Here is a 14307-nt window from a genome sequence, read left to right on the forward strand (position 1 = left end):
CGGCAAGCCAGCTCCCACAGGAGGGTGCGGTGGCGCGGGTTAGTGGGGCAGCGGCGTGAGCACGTCGGCCTTGTCATCCATCACCATCACTACCAGCAGTTTCGCCGGTTGGGTCTGGCTGGCATTGCTGGATTCAAAGTGCCGCGAGCCGGCAGGTTCATAGAACGACTGGCCGACCGTGTAGGTGATCGCCTTTTCATCGTTGACCCGCGAGGTGATTGCACCTTCCAGCACATAGGCCACGGCCGTGCCGGTGTGGCTATGGGGCACGGTGGCCTGGCCCGGGGCGTAGTCCACGGTGAGCATCACGGTTTTCTTGCCGGGAACGTTGGCCAGGGCGTGTTCCTGCAACACGTTGATCTTTTCCTGGTTGTACACCGGGTCGTGGGCAAAGGCGCTTAACGAGGCCAGCAGCAGGGTGGTGCCGAGCAGTACTTTCATGGTGAGGCTCCGAGTGAGTCGAGACCCGTTCACCCTAGGCCCCGATCCGGATTTGACCAATAGCCAATCCGGCGGAAATTCCCTCAGCCAATCTGTCGCAGGATATCCCGCACCACGTCCAGCGCCGGGTCAATGTCCAGGGTTTCGATCGCGCCAAACCCGATCTTCAGTCCCTCGCGTACCGGTGTGTCGTGGAAAAACACGCTCAGCGGATAGAGCCCCACGTCAGCCTCCCGTGCCAATTGGGTGAGCTGCGGAATATTCACCGGCACCTTGCACAGTGCGGCCAGATGGAACCCGGCCACGGTGGGCACCACGTCGAACCACGGCGAGAGGTCCCCCGCCAGGCGCTGCAGAATCCGTTCCCGGCGCCCGGCATATACCCCATGGCAGCGCCGAATGTGCTTGAGCAGGTAGCCTTCGCTGATGAACTTGGCCAGGGCCCATTGCGGCAGGGTGGAGCTGTGCTGGTCGGTGAGTTGCTTGGCCTTGAGCACCGCGCCGAAAATCGCCGGCGGCAACACCGTGTAGCCCAGGCGCAACTCCGGCAGCAGGGTTTTGGAGAAGGTCCCGACGTAGGCGACCACGCCGCGGGTGTCCATGCTTTGCAGGGAGTCGGTGGGGCGGCCCTCGTAGCGGAATTCGCTGTCGTAGTCATCCTCGATCACGATGGCGCCCAACGCCAGCGCACGTGCCAGCAACGCCTCACGGCGCGGCACGCTCATGGGCATGCCCAGGGGGAACTGATGGGACGGTGTCACGTAGATCAGCCGCGCGCCGTCGGGAATCAAGTCGACCCGCAGGCCGTGTTCGTCCACCGGCACGCCCACCACGGTCGCCCCCATGGCGTCGAACATCAGTCGTACCGGGGTGTAGCCGGGGTCTTCCATGGCGACGACGGTGCCCGGTTCCAGCACCACGCGGGCGATCAGGTCAAGCGCCTGCTGGGCGCCGTTGGTGACTACGATGTCGTCTTCGCTGCACCTTACCCCACGGGAAAATGCGATATGCCCGGCGATTGCACTGCGCAGGGCCGGCAAGCCTTCCGGCCGGCTGTAGAAGCCGCTGTCCTGTGAGATACGGCGCAAGGCATCGAGGGTGCAGCGCCGCCATTCATCCTGGGGGAACTGGCTGCGGGCGGTGGCACCGCCGATAAAGTCCCGGCTCGGGCGGGTTTCACGGTTGGGGTGACCCATGGGCGCGGGAAGGGCCTGCCACTTGGCCAGGTTGGCGGCGCAGGCAAGGTCGGCGGCACTTTGCAGGTGTTCGCGGCGCGTGGCCCAGGCGTTGACGAACGTGCCACGGCCGATCCTGCCGACCAACAACCCTTCGTAGGTCAGCGCCGCGTAGGTGTCTGAGACTGTCTTGCGCGACACGCCCAGTTGCAGGGCCAGCAAGCGGCTGGGAGGCAATTGCGACCCGGCCACCAGTTGTCCCGACTCAATGGCCGTGCGCAATTGCTGGTAAAGCTGTTCGGCCAGGTCCTTGCGGCCCTTGATAACGACGTGCAGTTCCATGTTTCATCCAGAGGCAAGCAATCACCCGCAAGATTACCGCAAGTCACCCGCCAGCCGAATCAGGACAGGAAACCACCGTCCACATTCAGCGATACACCGGTGGTGTAGCTCGACGCGTCGCTGGCCAGGTACAGCACCGCGCCGGCCATCTCGCTCGGGTCGGCCACGCGCTTGAGGGGGATCTGCGCCAGGGCCATTTTCAGGATCGAGTCGTTCTTCACCAGTGCCGAGGCGAACTTGGTGTCGGTCAGGCCCGGCAGCAGTGCGTTGCAACGAATGCCGAACGGCGCGCATTCCTTGGCGAAGACTTTGGTCATGTTGATCACGGCGGCCTTGGTCACCGAGTAGATGCCCTGGAATACGCCCGGCGAAATCCCGTTGATCGAGGCCACGTTGATGATGCTGCCGCCACCGTTCTCGCGCATCAGCTTGCCGGCTTCCACCGACATGAAGAAGTAGCCGCGGATGTTCACGTCGACGGTCTTCTGGAATGCGCCCAGGTCGGTGTCCAGCACGTTGCAGAACTGCGGGTTGGTGGCGGCGTTGTTGACCAGGATGTCCAGGCGGCCGAACTGTTCGCGGATCGCGGCGAACACGTTGGTGATCTGTTCCATTTCGCCGATATGGCAGGCAATTGCCGTGGCCTTGCCGCCGTCGGCGATGATCGCGTCGGCCACGTGCTGGCAGCCGTCGATCTTGCGGCTCGACACTATCACGTGGGCGCCTTGCTGGGCCAGCAACTTGGCGATGGCCTCACCGATACCGCGGCTGGCGCCGGAAACGAAAGCGATCTTGCCGTCGAGGTCGAACAGTTGGGTCTTGGACATGGTTTTTCCTTGAAGAGGGTCAGAGGGAAGACTGTTTGATGACATTCAGGCTCATCTGCTCAAGCAGCTTGTTCATGTGAATGAACTGTGCAAAGCGATTGTCCTGGGTCTGGCCATGGAAGAAGCGGTAGTAGATCTGCTGCACGATGCCGGCCAGGCGGAACAGGCCGTAGGTGTAGTAGAAGTCGAAATTGTCGATCTGGATCCCGGAGCGTTCGGCGTAGTAGTCGACGAACTGGCGGCGGGTAAGCATTCCGGGGGCGTTGCTCGGCTGGCGGCGCATCAGTTGCACCGGGGCCGGGTCGGCCGCTTCGATCCAGTAGGCGAGGGTGTTACCCAGGTCCATCAGCGGGTCGCCGAGGGTGGTCAGTTCCCAGTCCAGCACGCCGATGATCTGCATCGGGTTATGCGGGTCGAGGATCACGTTGTCGAAGCGGTAGTCGTTGTGGACGATGCTCGAGGTGGGGTGGTCGGTCGGCATCTTGTCGTTGAGCCAGGCACGTACCGCTTCCCAGCTGGGGGCGTCGGGGGTCAGGGCTTTTTCGTAGCGGTCGCTCCAGCCGCGAATCTGCCGCTCCACGTAACCTTCGGGCTTGCCCAGGTCGGCCAGGCCGCAGGCGCTGTAGTCGACCTGGTGCAGCTCGACGAACTTGTCGATAAAGCTTTTGCACAAGGCTTCGGTTTTCGCCGCGTCCAGGCCCAGTTCCGGCGGCAGGTCCGAGCGCAGGATGATCCCGTTGACCCGCTCCATCACGTAGAACTCGGCGCCGATCACCGACTCGTCGGTGCAGTGCACGTAGGCCTTGGGGCAATACGGGAAACCGTCCTTGAGCTGGTTGAGAATCCGGTATTCGCGGCCCATGTCGTGGGCGGACTTGGCCTTGTGGCCAAAGGGCGGGCGGCGCAGCACGAATTCCTGGCCGGGGTATTCCAGCAGGTACGTCAGGTTGGAGGCACCCCCGGGGAACTGGCTGATTTTGACGCTGCCGCTCAAGCCCGGGATATGGGCCTTGAGGTAGGGATCGATGAGGCTGGCATCAAGTTCTTCGCCGGGGCGAATCTGGGTCGATTGGTCATTAAGCGCCATGCTTATCCCTTCTGCTTATTCTTAAGGCCTTGGACTATTGGCTAATCTAATGCGCGCGGCCGCCAAGCCACAAGGTTGGGGCGGCTTAATAGGTTAGCGTGTTGGCCGATGATCAGCGGGCTTGATGTGCTCAGATCACCAGAACTGCGCGCCCGCCGGGGTTGCAGGACAGGTTGGCACCGATTTCGACTTTTGCCAGGTCGATGCCCAGGCCGGCGAGCAGGTTATTGACCAGCGGGTCGAGGAGCGGGCTGAGCAGTCCGGAGATGATGCCGCTGAGCAGATTCAGTACGCCGGTGATCAGGCCGACCACCAGGTTCAGCACCAGCCCAATCAGTCCGCCCTGTGTCGGTGGATGGTTGATCAACTGGATGCCATTGAGGGTGTTGCTCAAGCTGCCCACCACGTTGTTGGAACTGAAACTGAAGTAATCCGGGGGGCTTTTCAACTCGGGCGGCGACAGGTAAGTGTGGTTCCGGACGGTCTTGGCCACGCTGCTGTCGATCTTCAGGCTGATGCCACCCACGCCATACGGTTGCCGGGGATCGCAGACACCGTTGCTACAGGTCTTCACCCCAAGGTCGAGTAATGGGAATTCGTCAACGTTCAGTGGTGCTGTGGAGGAAAACAGGTTTTTTGGGTCGATCTGGCCCACCATCAGCCTAACCGCCGAGGTGGTACCGAGCACCGACAAGGCTTTGTCCGCAGGCCCGTTGCAGCGATATCCGGTGACCGTGCTGCTGCCGCTGGCGGCTTCCAGTGCTACATCGATTTGCTGGCCGATTTTGGGATCAAAGGAGCTGCCTAACAAGAGGCCCACCAGCGCCGTTACCCCGCCCAGTAAATCGTTCACCGCGCCGATTGCCGGCAGTTTCACCGAGATCAACGTCCTGACTTGCGCGGTCCTGACGTAGATCGGTTGGGTGGCGATCAGCTTGGGGTTACCTATGGCGGAAACCTGCGCCGGTTCAATGACCTTGGTCTTGACCGTGATATTCAGCAGTCCCAGCACATCCACCGGCAACTCCACCGCGACCGCGTTGTACTTGTTCGACAGTTGCACAAACCCCTGGATCAGGTTGAATAGTTGCAGGTTAACGTCCAGGGCGCTCTTGTCGGTGCCGTTCTGGATGGTCAGTAGGTCGCCCAGGTGCAGGATCTTGGTGCCGGGTGCAATCAGCTTGATCGCTTCCAGGTTATTGATCACCACCTTGACCGCATCGCCCCCCAGCTTGAGTACATCTATCGCGGCCTGGATCAGATCGCCGACGCTGGCGTCGGTCTTGAGCAACTCGTCGTAGTTGCCGGCGCTGACCTTCAATTGAATCGCCAGCGCGTCCAGGTAACTGAGCAGGTTGATATCGGTATTGATCAGGCCCTTCCAGCCCACCGCGTCGAGTTGCAATTTGCCCCCCAGCAGTCCGCCGATCAACGCATTGAGTGCGGCGGACTTGGTGCTGTCCACGGTCAGCAAGGTGCTGCGGATGGTCAGTACGGCCACCGGTGGCGCGGGCACGGCGGCCACGGCCACTGCCTGCAACCGGATGGTCGGCTCGAAAGGGCCGGTGGAGAGCAGCATGAACAGGCGGTTGGCGATACTGGTGACGACGCGGTGGGTGGCGATGACCTGGATCGCATCGGACCTTGAGGGATTGGGGCTGAAGGCGCGCATGAAGTCAGCCCCGGTGACCAGGGTGCCACAGGTGGTCGCCAGGGTACGGTCTGCGTTGAGCGGGAAATCATTGCGGGCTGCGCTTTGGATCGCGAATTGCGCGGCGTTGGTATTCGGCGTCACGCAGGCGCCGCCGCGGGTGACCACTTCCAGCGCCGCGGTGTCGGCAACCCGTTGCAGCTTGCGCTTTTCCAGGTACAGCCGGCCGCTGTCGACCACCAGCAACAGGAACAACAGTGCGATCCCCAGGGTCATCGCACCCATCAGTCCTATTGCGCCGCGTTGGCGGGCCGAGCCGGGTCCTTGGCAAACCATCCTGCGTTCCTTCGCCGGTCCAGTACCGGCATCCTGAATATCCCCTCAGGCAGTGTAGTCAGGTTTTGCAAGGATTTATGGCTATTGGCCATTATTTTCGCGGAGGCAGTGCCACGGGCGTCAGCACAGGGCGGCCGGCAAAGTATTCCAGCAGGTTGTCCGCCACGCGCTGCACGGTGTCATGGGCGGCTTCCGGCGACAGGCCGGCGACGTGGGGCGTGAGCACGGTATTGCTGAGGCGCTTGAGCGCGTCGGGCACGTTGGGTTCATCGTCGAACACGTCCAGTGCCGCGCCGCCGATGCGCCGTTGCTCCAGGGCGGTAATCAGGTCGGCGGTGACCACCACGCTGCCACGCCCGATGTTCACCAGGAAACCGTTGGGCCCCAGTGCGTCGAGGGCCTGGCGGTCGATCAAATGTCGCGTGCTGGCGCCGCCCGGGGTGGCCAGGATCAGGAAGTCCGAGGCCCGCGCCAGTTCCACGGCGGTGGCGCAGTAGGTGTAGTCCACATCTTCGCGGGGCTGGCGGTTGTGATAACTCACCTCCATGCCAAAACCCAGGGCGGCCCGCTTGGCGATTTCCAGGCCCACGGCGCCCAGGCCGAGAATACCCAACTGTTTGCCGGCCAGGGAAGGGCGCATTATCTTGGGCCATTCGCTGCGCCGTACTGCTGCGTCCGCCCGGGGAATGTCCCGCACCAGGCACAGCAACAACGCCATGGCGTGGTCGGCCACCGACGGCGCATTCACCCCGGCGCCATTGGTGACCACGATTCCACGGTTGCTGGCGGCTTGCAGGTCCACGTGTTCATACCCGGCGCCGATCACGCAGATGATCTCCAGCAGCGGCAGCGCGGCGATTTCCTCGGCGTACAGGCCCAGCGGGCCACGGGTCAGCACCGCCTGGACCTGCCCGCCGTGGGTCTTGATGGCCTTGGCGCGTTCGGCCGGGGTGGGCGCAAGAATCACGTGAAAGCCATTGCCTTCGATGATCGGCAGGTAGTCGTTGATGGTTTCAACCAGGACCAGAACGGTGACGGGCATCGGAAGGTTCTTCCTGAAGGATTAGAGGCTTGGATTATGCGGGATTTGTAGTCCCGATCGTTTCTTTACCGCAGAAAAATTTCATTTCTCACCAGCCTAATCTGATTTTCCAGACCGCTCGTCCCAGGCCTTTTTACTGCAGCAGACTTCGACGACTTTCCTTAGCAGAGACGTCATGGATGCATGTTCCTGCCACCCCCGAAATCGTCGAGTGGACCCCTTATGGCTACAAGCACAGCCCATCAAAAAACCTAGCTTGGGAAGATATTGTCAGCAGCACCCGATACGGCCCGGCCAAATACAAGCCCGGTATAAATATTGAAAAGCTTGAGCGAGAAGCCTATAAAAATGGAGTGCCAAGCACTCATGCAAAACCCTGGAAACTCAGGGAGTATCCGCAAGTCATAGGTGCCAGTGATGGCAAGCCCAGTTACTGGGTTCGAATTGAGTCAAGCGCGGGCGTCATACATGGTCATCCGATTTCCGAGCAGGAATTCAGGAGGTTAACAAGTTGATCTCACTAGGCTTTATTGACGGAAACGTCACCCATGATGATCTCTCCATCTTGCAGGATGGGGCGATGGAGAGTCAGGTTCACCTGTTGAAAGAGGACATGCTTCAGGTTGAATACGCCGGTGGGCTTATATTGGATGTCGGCTGGTACCCCTCCTTCGATATCCATGGTGGGTTCCGCATCAATGTAATAAGAAATTACGACTGGGACCGCCCAGTGATTGCGTTAACGGCGCACGCAGCCGGTGATCTGGTGGAGCAACTGGCTGTTGCGCAGAGCGCGATCAATGGCGAACTGCGCAACGTATTGAGAACCTCGGCTTAGGTAAAGCTCCAGGCTTTAGAAGTAGATATCGTCAGCTTTCACACGCTGCACAAATGCCCCGGCCAAGGTTGCGTTATGGTGCTCGATAATCGATGCGGCCGATAACGCCGGGGTGTCCATACAAGTATGGGCATCCTCCGGCAGCAGCACCGAGAACCCCAGCTCCACGGCCACTCGGCACGTCGTGTCGATGCAGTACTGGGTTTTCATCCCGACGATCACCAGTTCATTCACCTGTGCCGCCGCCAGTTGCTGCGACAACTCGGTGCCGAGAAAACAGCTGGGCCGGGTTTTATTGAAAACCGTGTCGCGAGCTTCATCAACCTCCAGTGCTGGCCATAGTTGCCAAAACGGGCTGCCCACCTCGATGGGCGAACCCGCAGGGCCGGTGTGACGTGCAGCGAAAACCGGCACGCCAGCGTGTCGGGCGCGCTGAATCAGCTGGTTGATGTTGTCGAGTACGCGCTCGCGTTCATAGGGTTTTTCCGGGCCGTCGTACAGGCCGACCTGCATGTCGATGACCAGCAGGGCGGGGCGCTTGATGTCAGGCATGGTACTGCTCCTTGTGGTTGCCGAATGGGCGGAGCAATAAAAAGGCCCCGTCCATTGCTGGCGGGGCCTTGGGTAAATCCGGGTGGCTTAGGTTGCGCGCCACTCACCGCTACCACACGACCCGCCGGGAGCGGTCGTGGTGGTACGGGTGAGGGCCAGCTGGAAAATGTTCATGGGCCGATCATGCTGGCGCTGGCGTTTGCCTGTCAACGCGTCAGTCGAGGTTTTTTTGCGGGATCAGCAGATTTCTGGCTGCTTCGAGGAATTCATCAGACAGGCTGTTTCCCTTGGTCGCACGGGCGAGGGTAATTGCGCCTACCATCATCGCGTACTGGGCAATGGCGGCCTGGCGGTCACCCTCAGGTGTGCCGGTCGCCTGGGTAGCGCTCAGGATCCCCACGGATGCCTCAAAGCCTTGGATAAAGCTCTGCTGCAGCGGACTGTCGACCGCTTCGTGACATATCTCCCCGGCAAACGCCGCTACCGGGCAACTGTCCCCGGGGTGGTCGCGATTGGCCGCCGACAGATAAGGATCGATCAATGCCAGGCGTGCAGTCTCGGGGTCGGGGCTCTGCTCGACCCTGGCCTGCCAGCGCTCGTTCGATTGTTCGAATGCCCGGTTGCAGGCTTCCGTGGCCAGCGCCTCGCGGGACTCGAAGTGCCCGTAGAAACCGCCATGGGTCAGCCCGGCGGCGGCCATCACGTCCGACACGCTGATGCCATGGATGCCCCGTTCACGAAACAGCCGCGTGGCGGCCTCGACGATGATTTCGCGATTGAGTTCGGCTTGTTTGCGGGACACGCGTGGCATCGAGGGCTCTCTGGATCAGGTGGTGGCAGTGATGGGTGGCATCATAAAACGTTTAGCTGGCGTACTGCGCAATCCCGTTGCCGAACGACCAGTTTTCCTTCTTGACCTCCACCAGGCTGATAAACACATCTTCCAGGCGCACCGCCAGTTCACGGTTCAAGCTCTCGGCGATGGTCTTGTACAACAGCTTTTTCTGCTCGGTGCTGCGGCCTTCATTCAGGGTGATCTGGATGATCACCAGGTTGTCGGTGCGCTGGATGCCCAGGTACTCCGGGTCATAGATGAAGTGGTGTTCATCGTGCTCGGTGAGGATCTGGAAGTTGTCGTGTTCAGGCACGCCGATGGCCGTGTGCATGGCGTTGTAGATCAATACGCCGACGCGCTTGGCGTAGGTGACGTCGGGGTTTTTCCGAAGGTCGATGCGCACGATTGGCATGGCAGGTAGTCCAGTGAGGGGCGTGCTTTAAAAATACATGACGTGATGAATTTATAAAATAGATTTCTTATGAAATGTAAAATTGACGCTGCCAAAATCGCCTTCAATCCTCTGCACCGCACAACCATTCCTCAGCTAAGTCTTTGCTTCTTCAGGCGAATCCCGGACAATCGCGCCCCTGTTTCGGTCGTGGCGCTGCCTGTCAGGTTTTTCTGACTCGTCTCGACTGAGTGAATGCGGAGATCCGAACGGATGAATGATCAGGCCAATAGCGTCGACGAACGCTACGCAACGACACCTGCAACCCTCACAAGCTGGAGCCGCCAGGACACCACCTGGATGCTCGGCCTGTTCGGTACGGCCATCGGCGCCGGCACCTTGTTCCTGCCGATCAACGCGGGCCTTGGCGGCTTCTGGCCGTTGGTGATCCTCGCGCTGCTGGCATTCCCGATGACGTTTTTCGCGCACCGTGGCCTGACCCGCTTTGTGCTCTCGGGCCGTGAAGGCTCGGACATCACCGACGTGGTCGAAGAACATTTCGGCCTCAAGGCCGGCGCCGCGATCACCTTGCTGTACTTCTTCGCGATCTTCCCGATCCTGCTGATCTACAGCGTGGCGCTGACCAACACCGTCGGCAGTTTCATGGAACATCAACTGCACATCGCGCCGCCGCCGCGGGCGATCCTGTCGCTGGTGCTGATCCTCGGCCTGCTGGCCGTGGTGCGGTGTGGCGAGCAGGTGATCGTCAAGGCCATGAGCCTGATGGTGTATCCGTTTATCGTCGCCTTGCTGTTCCTCGCCGTGTACCTGGTGCCGCACTGGAACGGCGGCATCCTCAGCACCGCCAGCACCGTGCCGGCCCCGTCGGCGCTGCTGCATACCCTGTGGCTGGCGATTCCGGTGATGGTGTTCTCGTTCAACCATTCGCCGATCATCTCGGCCTTTGCGGTGGACCAGAAGCGCCAGTACGGCGAACACGCCGAGGAACGCAGCTCGCAGATCCTGTCCCGGGCACACATCCTGATGGTAGTGATGGTGCTGTTCTTCGTGTTCAGTTGCGTACTGACCCTGTCGCCGGCGCAACTGGCCGAAGCCAAGGCGCAGAACCTGTCGATCCTGTCCTACCTGGCGAACCACTTCAGCAACCCGACCATCGAGTTCGCCGCGCCGCTGATCGCGTTTGTGGCGATTGCCAAGTCGTTCCTGGGCCATTACATCGGCGCCAGTGAAGGCCTCAAGGGCCTGGTGCTCAAAAGCGGCCGTCGCCCGGCTGCCAAGACCCTGGACCGCATGACGGCTGCCTTCATGCTGGTGGTGTGCTGGATCGTCGCGACCCTCAACCCTAGCATCCTCGGCATGATCGAGACCCTGGGCGGGCCGATCATTGCGTCGATCCTGTTCCTGATGCCGATGTACGCGATCCGCAAGGTGCCGGCGATGGCCAAGTACCGTGGCCAGGCGTCCAACGTGTTCGTGACGGCGGTGGGCCTGGTGGCGATTACCGCGCTGATTTATTCGCTGGTGTCCTGACAGCACCCGGTTTCAGTGCAATGATCACGGCCAATTCGCAGACAGCGGATTGGCCGTTTTTTTTGCCAGGGAATTAGGGATTGAACACCAAGCCTGAGAGCGACACCACGCCGAACCGTGCACAAGACTTGCTGGCCGGCCTGTCCATCGCCGGCCTGTTGCTGCCCGAGGCCGTGGCCTATTCCAGTATCGCCGCGTTGCCGCCCCAGGCGGGCGTGATCGCCTTGTTTGCCGGATTGTTGTGCTACGGCCTGTTTGGCACCAGCCGCTTCGCGATTGTCTCTGCCACATCGTCCTCGGCAGCGGTGCTGGCGGCGGCCACGGCAACGCTGGCGGGGGATGACCCGGCACTCAGGCTGAGCCTGGCAATGGGCCTGGTACTGGTGACGGGGGCGTTTTTCCTGTTGGCCGGGATGCTCAAGCTGGGCGGGCTGACCTCGTTTATCGCCAAGCCGGTGTTGCGTGGCTTTGCCTTTGGCCTGGCGCTGACGATCATCCTCAAGCAGTTGGCCAGCGTGGTGGGCGTGCACCTGACCGACAACAACCTGATTCGCTTCCTGCCCCAGCTCCTGGAGCAACTGCCGCGCTGGAACTGGGCCGCCGCTGCCGTCGCGGGCGTCGCGTTGCTGCTGCTCTGGCTATGCGCGCGAGTTCGGCGCCTGCCGGGCGGGTTGCTGGTGGTGATCCTCGGGATTGCCGCCGGCCAGTGGCTGGATCTGCAGGCCCATGGCGTGGCGTTGATCGGCGTCATCGACCTGCGTCTGGAACTGGCGCATTTGCCGGTATTGCCGTTCGCCGACTGGCTGCGCCTGGGAGAGTTGGCGTTTGCCATGGTGATGATTCTTTACGCCGAGTCCTACGGCTCCATCAGCTCCTTCGCCCTCAAGCATGGTGATCGCGTGTCATCCAACCGTGACCTGCTGGCGCTGGGGGCCGCCAACCTGCTGTCCGGGCTGTTCCAGGGCATGCCCACCGGCGCCGGGTATTCGGCGACATCGGCCAATGAGGCGGCGGGAGCCAACTCGCGGCTGGCGGGCGCCGTGGCGGCGCTGGTGGTGTTGGCGATCGTGCTGACGGTGCTGCCGCTGGTGGCATTGACGCCGGAGCCGGTGCTTGCCGCCATCGTCATTTACGCCTTGGGCCGTGGCTTGAGCCTGCAGCCCCTGGGCCGCTATTTCTCCTGGCGGCGCGACCGGTTGCTGGTGATTTGCGCGGTGGCGGCGGTGTTGGTGCTGGGGGTGCTGGATGGGTTATTGGTGGCGGTCGGGATCAGCGTGGTGTTGATGTTGCGCCAGATGTCGTCGGCGGACGTGCGCGAGTTGGGGCGCATTGACGGTGGGCATGATTTTGTCGACTTGCTGCATCACCCGAGCGCCGAACGGATCCCCGGTGTGCTGATCGTGCGGCCCAGTGAAGCGCTGTTCTTCGCGAATGCCGAGCGAGTGTTGGGGGCGGTGTTGAGCCTGATGCGGCGCGCTACGTTACCGGTGCACACGGTAGTGCTCAGCCTGGAAGAATCCCCCGACCTGGACGGCACCAGCATCGAGGCATTGCAGGCATTTTTCGTACAGGTGCGAGGGGAGGGCAAATGCCTGGTGCTGGCCCGCGTACGGCATGAGGCGCAGGAGGTGTTGCAGACGCTGCCTGAGGCGTGTGCTCCCCAGGTATTGATCAGCGGCTTGAGTGTTGATGGCGCGGTGCAGTTGGCGTTGCAGCCAACTGCCTGAGCCCGACATTAAAACGCCTCGGCGCTGAGCCCCACTTGGGCGAGGTAGCCGTGCAGTTTCTCAACGTCTGTGAAGATCGCGCCGACGTAGCCATCGGGGCGCACCAGCACCCATTCGCCATGGTCGAGGTTGTAAGCGTCATTGAACTGTCGCTGATCATCCACCAGGTCGCCGCCCGGCCCGAAGCGATGGATATGCAGCCCGGCGGCAGGCTTCAGTGACCCGCGTTCCACCTCATAGCCCAGCAATGTCCAATGCACGCCCTGGAACAGCTTGAATAGCCGGGACGAATGGCCGCTGGCGTCCCGCACGGTTGCATCGGGCGCCCGGTCACCGGCGAGCAAGCGGCCTTCTCGTTCTGCCGGTTGCACTGCGAGCGAGGAGTGGGGATACCCGATATCGAGTTGGTGCACCTCGCGGCCGCGGCGCATGTCGCCCTTTTTCATTCCGTCCAGCAGCCTGGTCGACAGGCCGAGCATCGAGGCTGCCACAGGCCGTCGCTCTTCCTCATAGGTGTCGAGCAACGCTTCGGGCGCATCGGCCGTCACCGCCGCCAGCTTCCAGCCCAGATTGTAGGCATCTTGCACGCTGGTATTGAGGCCCTGGCCGCCGGTGGGTGGGTGGATGTGCGCGGCATCGCCGATAAGAAATACCTGTCCTACGCGATAGTGATCGGCCAGCCGCGCATTCATCGTGTAGGCCGACGCCCAGGAGACAGAGTCGATATGAATGTCCTGCCGACCCGTGCGCTCTGCCACCATGTTCATGAGCCCCTCAGCGCTGAGGTCAACTTCTGTGTCCAGCGGAATCGGCGCCTGTATCTGAAACAGCTCGGTCCCCGCCAATGGGCAGATTGCGACCTGCGTTGTCATGCACTCAGTGCTGAACCGGTGCCAGTAGTCACGCGACAGGCCGGTCATAAGCACATCGGCTACGATGGCACGGACCCCGAGGGTCTGCCCAGGAAATCCGATGTCCAGCGTGCGGCGTACCACACTGCGGCCGCCGTCTGCGCCAATGAGCCAACGTACACGCAGTGTCTGTTCGCCTTCGTTGCCGACCAAATATGCGGTCACGCCGTGGCTGTCCTGCTCGAAGCTGACTAACTCGCAGCCAAACGCCGGGCGGTGCCCCAATTCCAGAAGGCGCTCGCGCATCACCTGTTCGGTGAGGAACTGCGGCAGCATCATAGGCTGCTGATAAGGTTCGGCTGACGTTGGCGCCGAGAGCTCGATAACCTCGGCGTCGATGTGGCTGCCATCTTCGTTGTATCGCCGCTCGGGCGGGTAGACGTCGCCCGCAGCGGTGATCCGGTCGAGAATGCCGAGGTCTTCGAATATTTCCAGGGTGCGGGGTTGAATACCCTTGCCCCGCGAGCCGTGGAACGGCGCGGGGGATTTTTCGATCAGCCGGAAGGAAATGCCTCGTCGCGCCAGGTCGATCGCCAGGGTCAAACCGGCCGCACCGGCACCACAAATCAGAACGTCGACTGCGCATTGCTCTTTCATCTGG

At 61.7% G+C, this 14307-nt stretch carries 14 protein-coding genes; 4 read left to right on the plus strand and 10 right to left on the minus strand.

Translation table 11 applies throughout. The features are described 5' to 3' along the window. Positions 1-39: 39 nt before the first annotated feature. The 6 genes from HX817_RS17135 to HX817_RS17160 form a co-directional block, all read right to left on the minus strand. Positions 40-441, minus strand: coding sequence for a cupin domain-containing protein (locus HX817_RS17135; RefSeq protein WP_087692883.1), 402 nt, complete (start codon positions 439-441; stop codon positions 40-42). An 83-nt stretch (positions 442-524) separates the two neighbouring features. Next, positions 525-1958 carry a PLP-dependent aminotransferase family protein gene (locus HX817_RS17140; protein ID WP_177021423.1) on the minus strand — a complete coding sequence of 478 codons (1434 nt, stop codon included), beginning with the start codon at positions 1956-1958 and terminating at the stop codon, positions 525-527. Positions 1959-2017: 59 nt separating this feature from the next. Continuing rightward, the gene (locus HX817_RS17145) at positions 2018-2785 is read right to left on the minus strand and encodes an SDR family oxidoreductase (RefSeq protein WP_003210776.1); all 768 of its coding nucleotides are present in this window, start codon (positions 2783-2785) and stop codon (positions 2018-2020) included. 19 nt (positions 2786-2804) lie between these two features. Next, positions 2805-3872, minus strand: coding sequence for a phosphotransferase family protein (locus tag HX817_RS17150; protein WP_102369275.1), 1068 nt, complete (start codon positions 3870-3872; stop codon positions 2805-2807). 130 nt (positions 3873-4002) lie between these two features. Beyond that, positions 4003-5859 (minus strand): pilus assembly protein TadG-related protein, encoded by a 1857-nt coding sequence (locus HX817_RS17155; RefSeq protein ID WP_087692886.1) that lies wholly within the window; start codon positions 5857-5859, stop codon positions 4003-4005. A 91-nt stretch (positions 5860-5950) separates the two neighbouring features. Continuing rightward, positions 5951-6901 carry a 2-hydroxyacid dehydrogenase gene (locus HX817_RS17160; protein ID WP_087692887.1) on the minus strand — a complete coding sequence of 317 codons (951 nt, stop codon included), beginning with the start codon at positions 6899-6901 and terminating at the stop codon, positions 5951-5953. 29 nt (positions 6902-6930) lie between these two features. Here HX817_RS17160 and HX817_RS17165 point away from each other — a divergent pair, with 29 nt between their 5' ends. Both HX817_RS17165 and HX817_RS17170 read left to right on the plus strand, forming a co-directional pair. Further along, positions 6931-7416 carry a hypothetical protein gene (locus HX817_RS17165; RefSeq protein ID WP_143495370.1) on the plus strand — a complete coding sequence of 162 codons (486 nt, stop codon included), beginning with the start codon at positions 6931-6933 and terminating at the stop codon, positions 7414-7416. Continuing rightward, positions 7413-7739 (plus strand): hypothetical protein, encoded by a 327-nt coding sequence (locus HX817_RS17170; protein WP_177040642.1) that lies wholly within the window; start codon positions 7413-7415, stop codon positions 7737-7739. Before HX817_RS17165 ends, HX817_RS17170 begins: the two co-directional genes overlap by 4 nt. Positions 7740-7754: 15 nt before the next feature. Here the strand turns inward: HX817_RS17170 and HX817_RS17175 are convergent, their stop codons facing one another. From HX817_RS17175 to HX817_RS17185, 3 genes are all read right to left on the minus strand, one after another. Beyond that, positions 7755-8291 carry a cysteine hydrolase family protein gene (locus HX817_RS17175; RefSeq protein ID WP_177040643.1) on the minus strand — a complete coding sequence of 179 codons (537 nt, stop codon included), beginning with the start codon at positions 8289-8291 and terminating at the stop codon, positions 7755-7757. Positions 8292-8505: 214 nt separating this feature from the next. Continuing rightward, positions 8506-9102 (minus strand): TetR/AcrR family transcriptional regulator, encoded by a 597-nt coding sequence (locus tag HX817_RS17180; protein WP_177040644.1) that lies wholly within the window; start codon positions 9100-9102, stop codon positions 8506-8508. A gap of 52 nt (positions 9103-9154) precedes the next feature. Continuing rightward, the gene (locus tag HX817_RS17185) at positions 9155-9538 is read right to left on the minus strand and encodes a tautomerase family protein (protein ID WP_003210790.1); all 384 of its coding nucleotides are present in this window, start codon (positions 9536-9538) and stop codon (positions 9155-9157) included. A gap of 252 nt (positions 9539-9790) precedes the next feature. Between HX817_RS17185 and HX817_RS17190 the strand changes: the two genes are divergently transcribed. Together HX817_RS17190 and HX817_RS17195 are read left to right on the plus strand one after the other, a co-directional pair. Further along, on the plus strand, positions 9791-11068 hold the full coding sequence (locus HX817_RS17190; protein ID WP_102604662.1) for a serine/threonine transporter: 1278 nt from the start codon (positions 9791-9793) through the stop codon (positions 11066-11068). Positions 11069-11148: 80 nt separating this feature from the next. Then, the gene (locus HX817_RS17195) at positions 11149-12795 is read left to right on the plus strand and encodes a SulP family inorganic anion transporter (protein ID WP_177040645.1); all 1647 of its coding nucleotides are present in this window, start codon (positions 11149-11151) and stop codon (positions 12793-12795) included. 8 nt (positions 12796-12803) lie between these two features. Here HX817_RS17195 and HX817_RS17200 read toward each other — a convergent pair whose 3' ends face one another. Further along, positions 12804-14303: an FAD-dependent oxidoreductase gene (locus HX817_RS17200; protein WP_177040646.1), complete on the minus strand. Its 1500-nt coding sequence runs from the start codon at positions 14301-14303 to the stop codon at positions 12804-12806. Positions 14304-14307 lie beyond the last annotated feature (4 nt).

The organism is Pseudomonas sp. C6002 (genome assembly GCF_013385805.1).
Classification (GTDB): domain Bacteria; phylum Pseudomonadota; class Gammaproteobacteria; order Pseudomonadales; family Pseudomonadaceae; genus Aquipseudomonas.

Excerpts from the sequence above, each read along its gene's own strand:
- HX817_RS17135 (WP_087692883.1), bottom strand. The coding sequence starts at position 441 with ATGAAAGTACTGCTCGGCACCACCCTGCTGCTGGCCTCGTTAAGCGCC.
- HX817_RS17140 (WP_177021423.1), bottom strand. The coding sequence starts at position 1,958 with ATGGAACTGCACGTCGTTATCAAGGGCCGCAAGGACCTGGCCGAACAG.
- HX817_RS17145 (WP_003210776.1), bottom strand. The coding sequence starts at position 2,785 with ATGTCCAAGACCCAACTGTTCGACCTCGACGGCAAGATCGCTTTCGTT.
- HX817_RS17150 (WP_102369275.1), bottom strand. The coding sequence starts at position 3,872 with ATGGCGCTTAATGACCAATCGACCCAGATTCGCCCCGGCGAAGAACTT.
- HX817_RS17155 (WP_087692886.1), bottom strand. The coding sequence starts at position 5,859 with ATGGTTTGCCAAGGACCCGGCTCGGCCCGCCAACGCGGCGCAATAGGA.
- HX817_RS17160 (WP_087692887.1), bottom strand. The coding sequence starts at position 6,901 with ATGCCCGTCACCGTTCTGGTCCTGGTTGAAACCATCAACGACTACCTG.
- HX817_RS17175 (WP_177040643.1), bottom strand. The coding sequence starts at position 8,291 with ATGCCTGACATCAAGCGCCCCGCCCTGCTGGTCATCGACATGCAGGTC.
- HX817_RS17180 (WP_177040644.1), bottom strand. The coding sequence starts at position 9,102 with ATGCCACGCGTGTCCCGCAAACAAGCCGAACTCAATCGCGAAATCATC.
- HX817_RS17185 (WP_003210790.1), bottom strand. The coding sequence starts at position 9,538 with ATGCCAATCGTGCGCATCGACCTTCGGAAAAACCCCGACGTCACCTAC.
- HX817_RS17190 (WP_102604662.1), top strand. The coding sequence starts at position 9,791 with ATGAATGATCAGGCCAATAGCGTCGACGAACGCTACGCAACGACACCT.
- HX817_RS17200 (WP_177040646.1), bottom strand. The coding sequence starts at position 14,303 with ATGAAAGAGCAATGCGCAGTCGACGTTCTGATTTGTGGTGCCGGTGCG.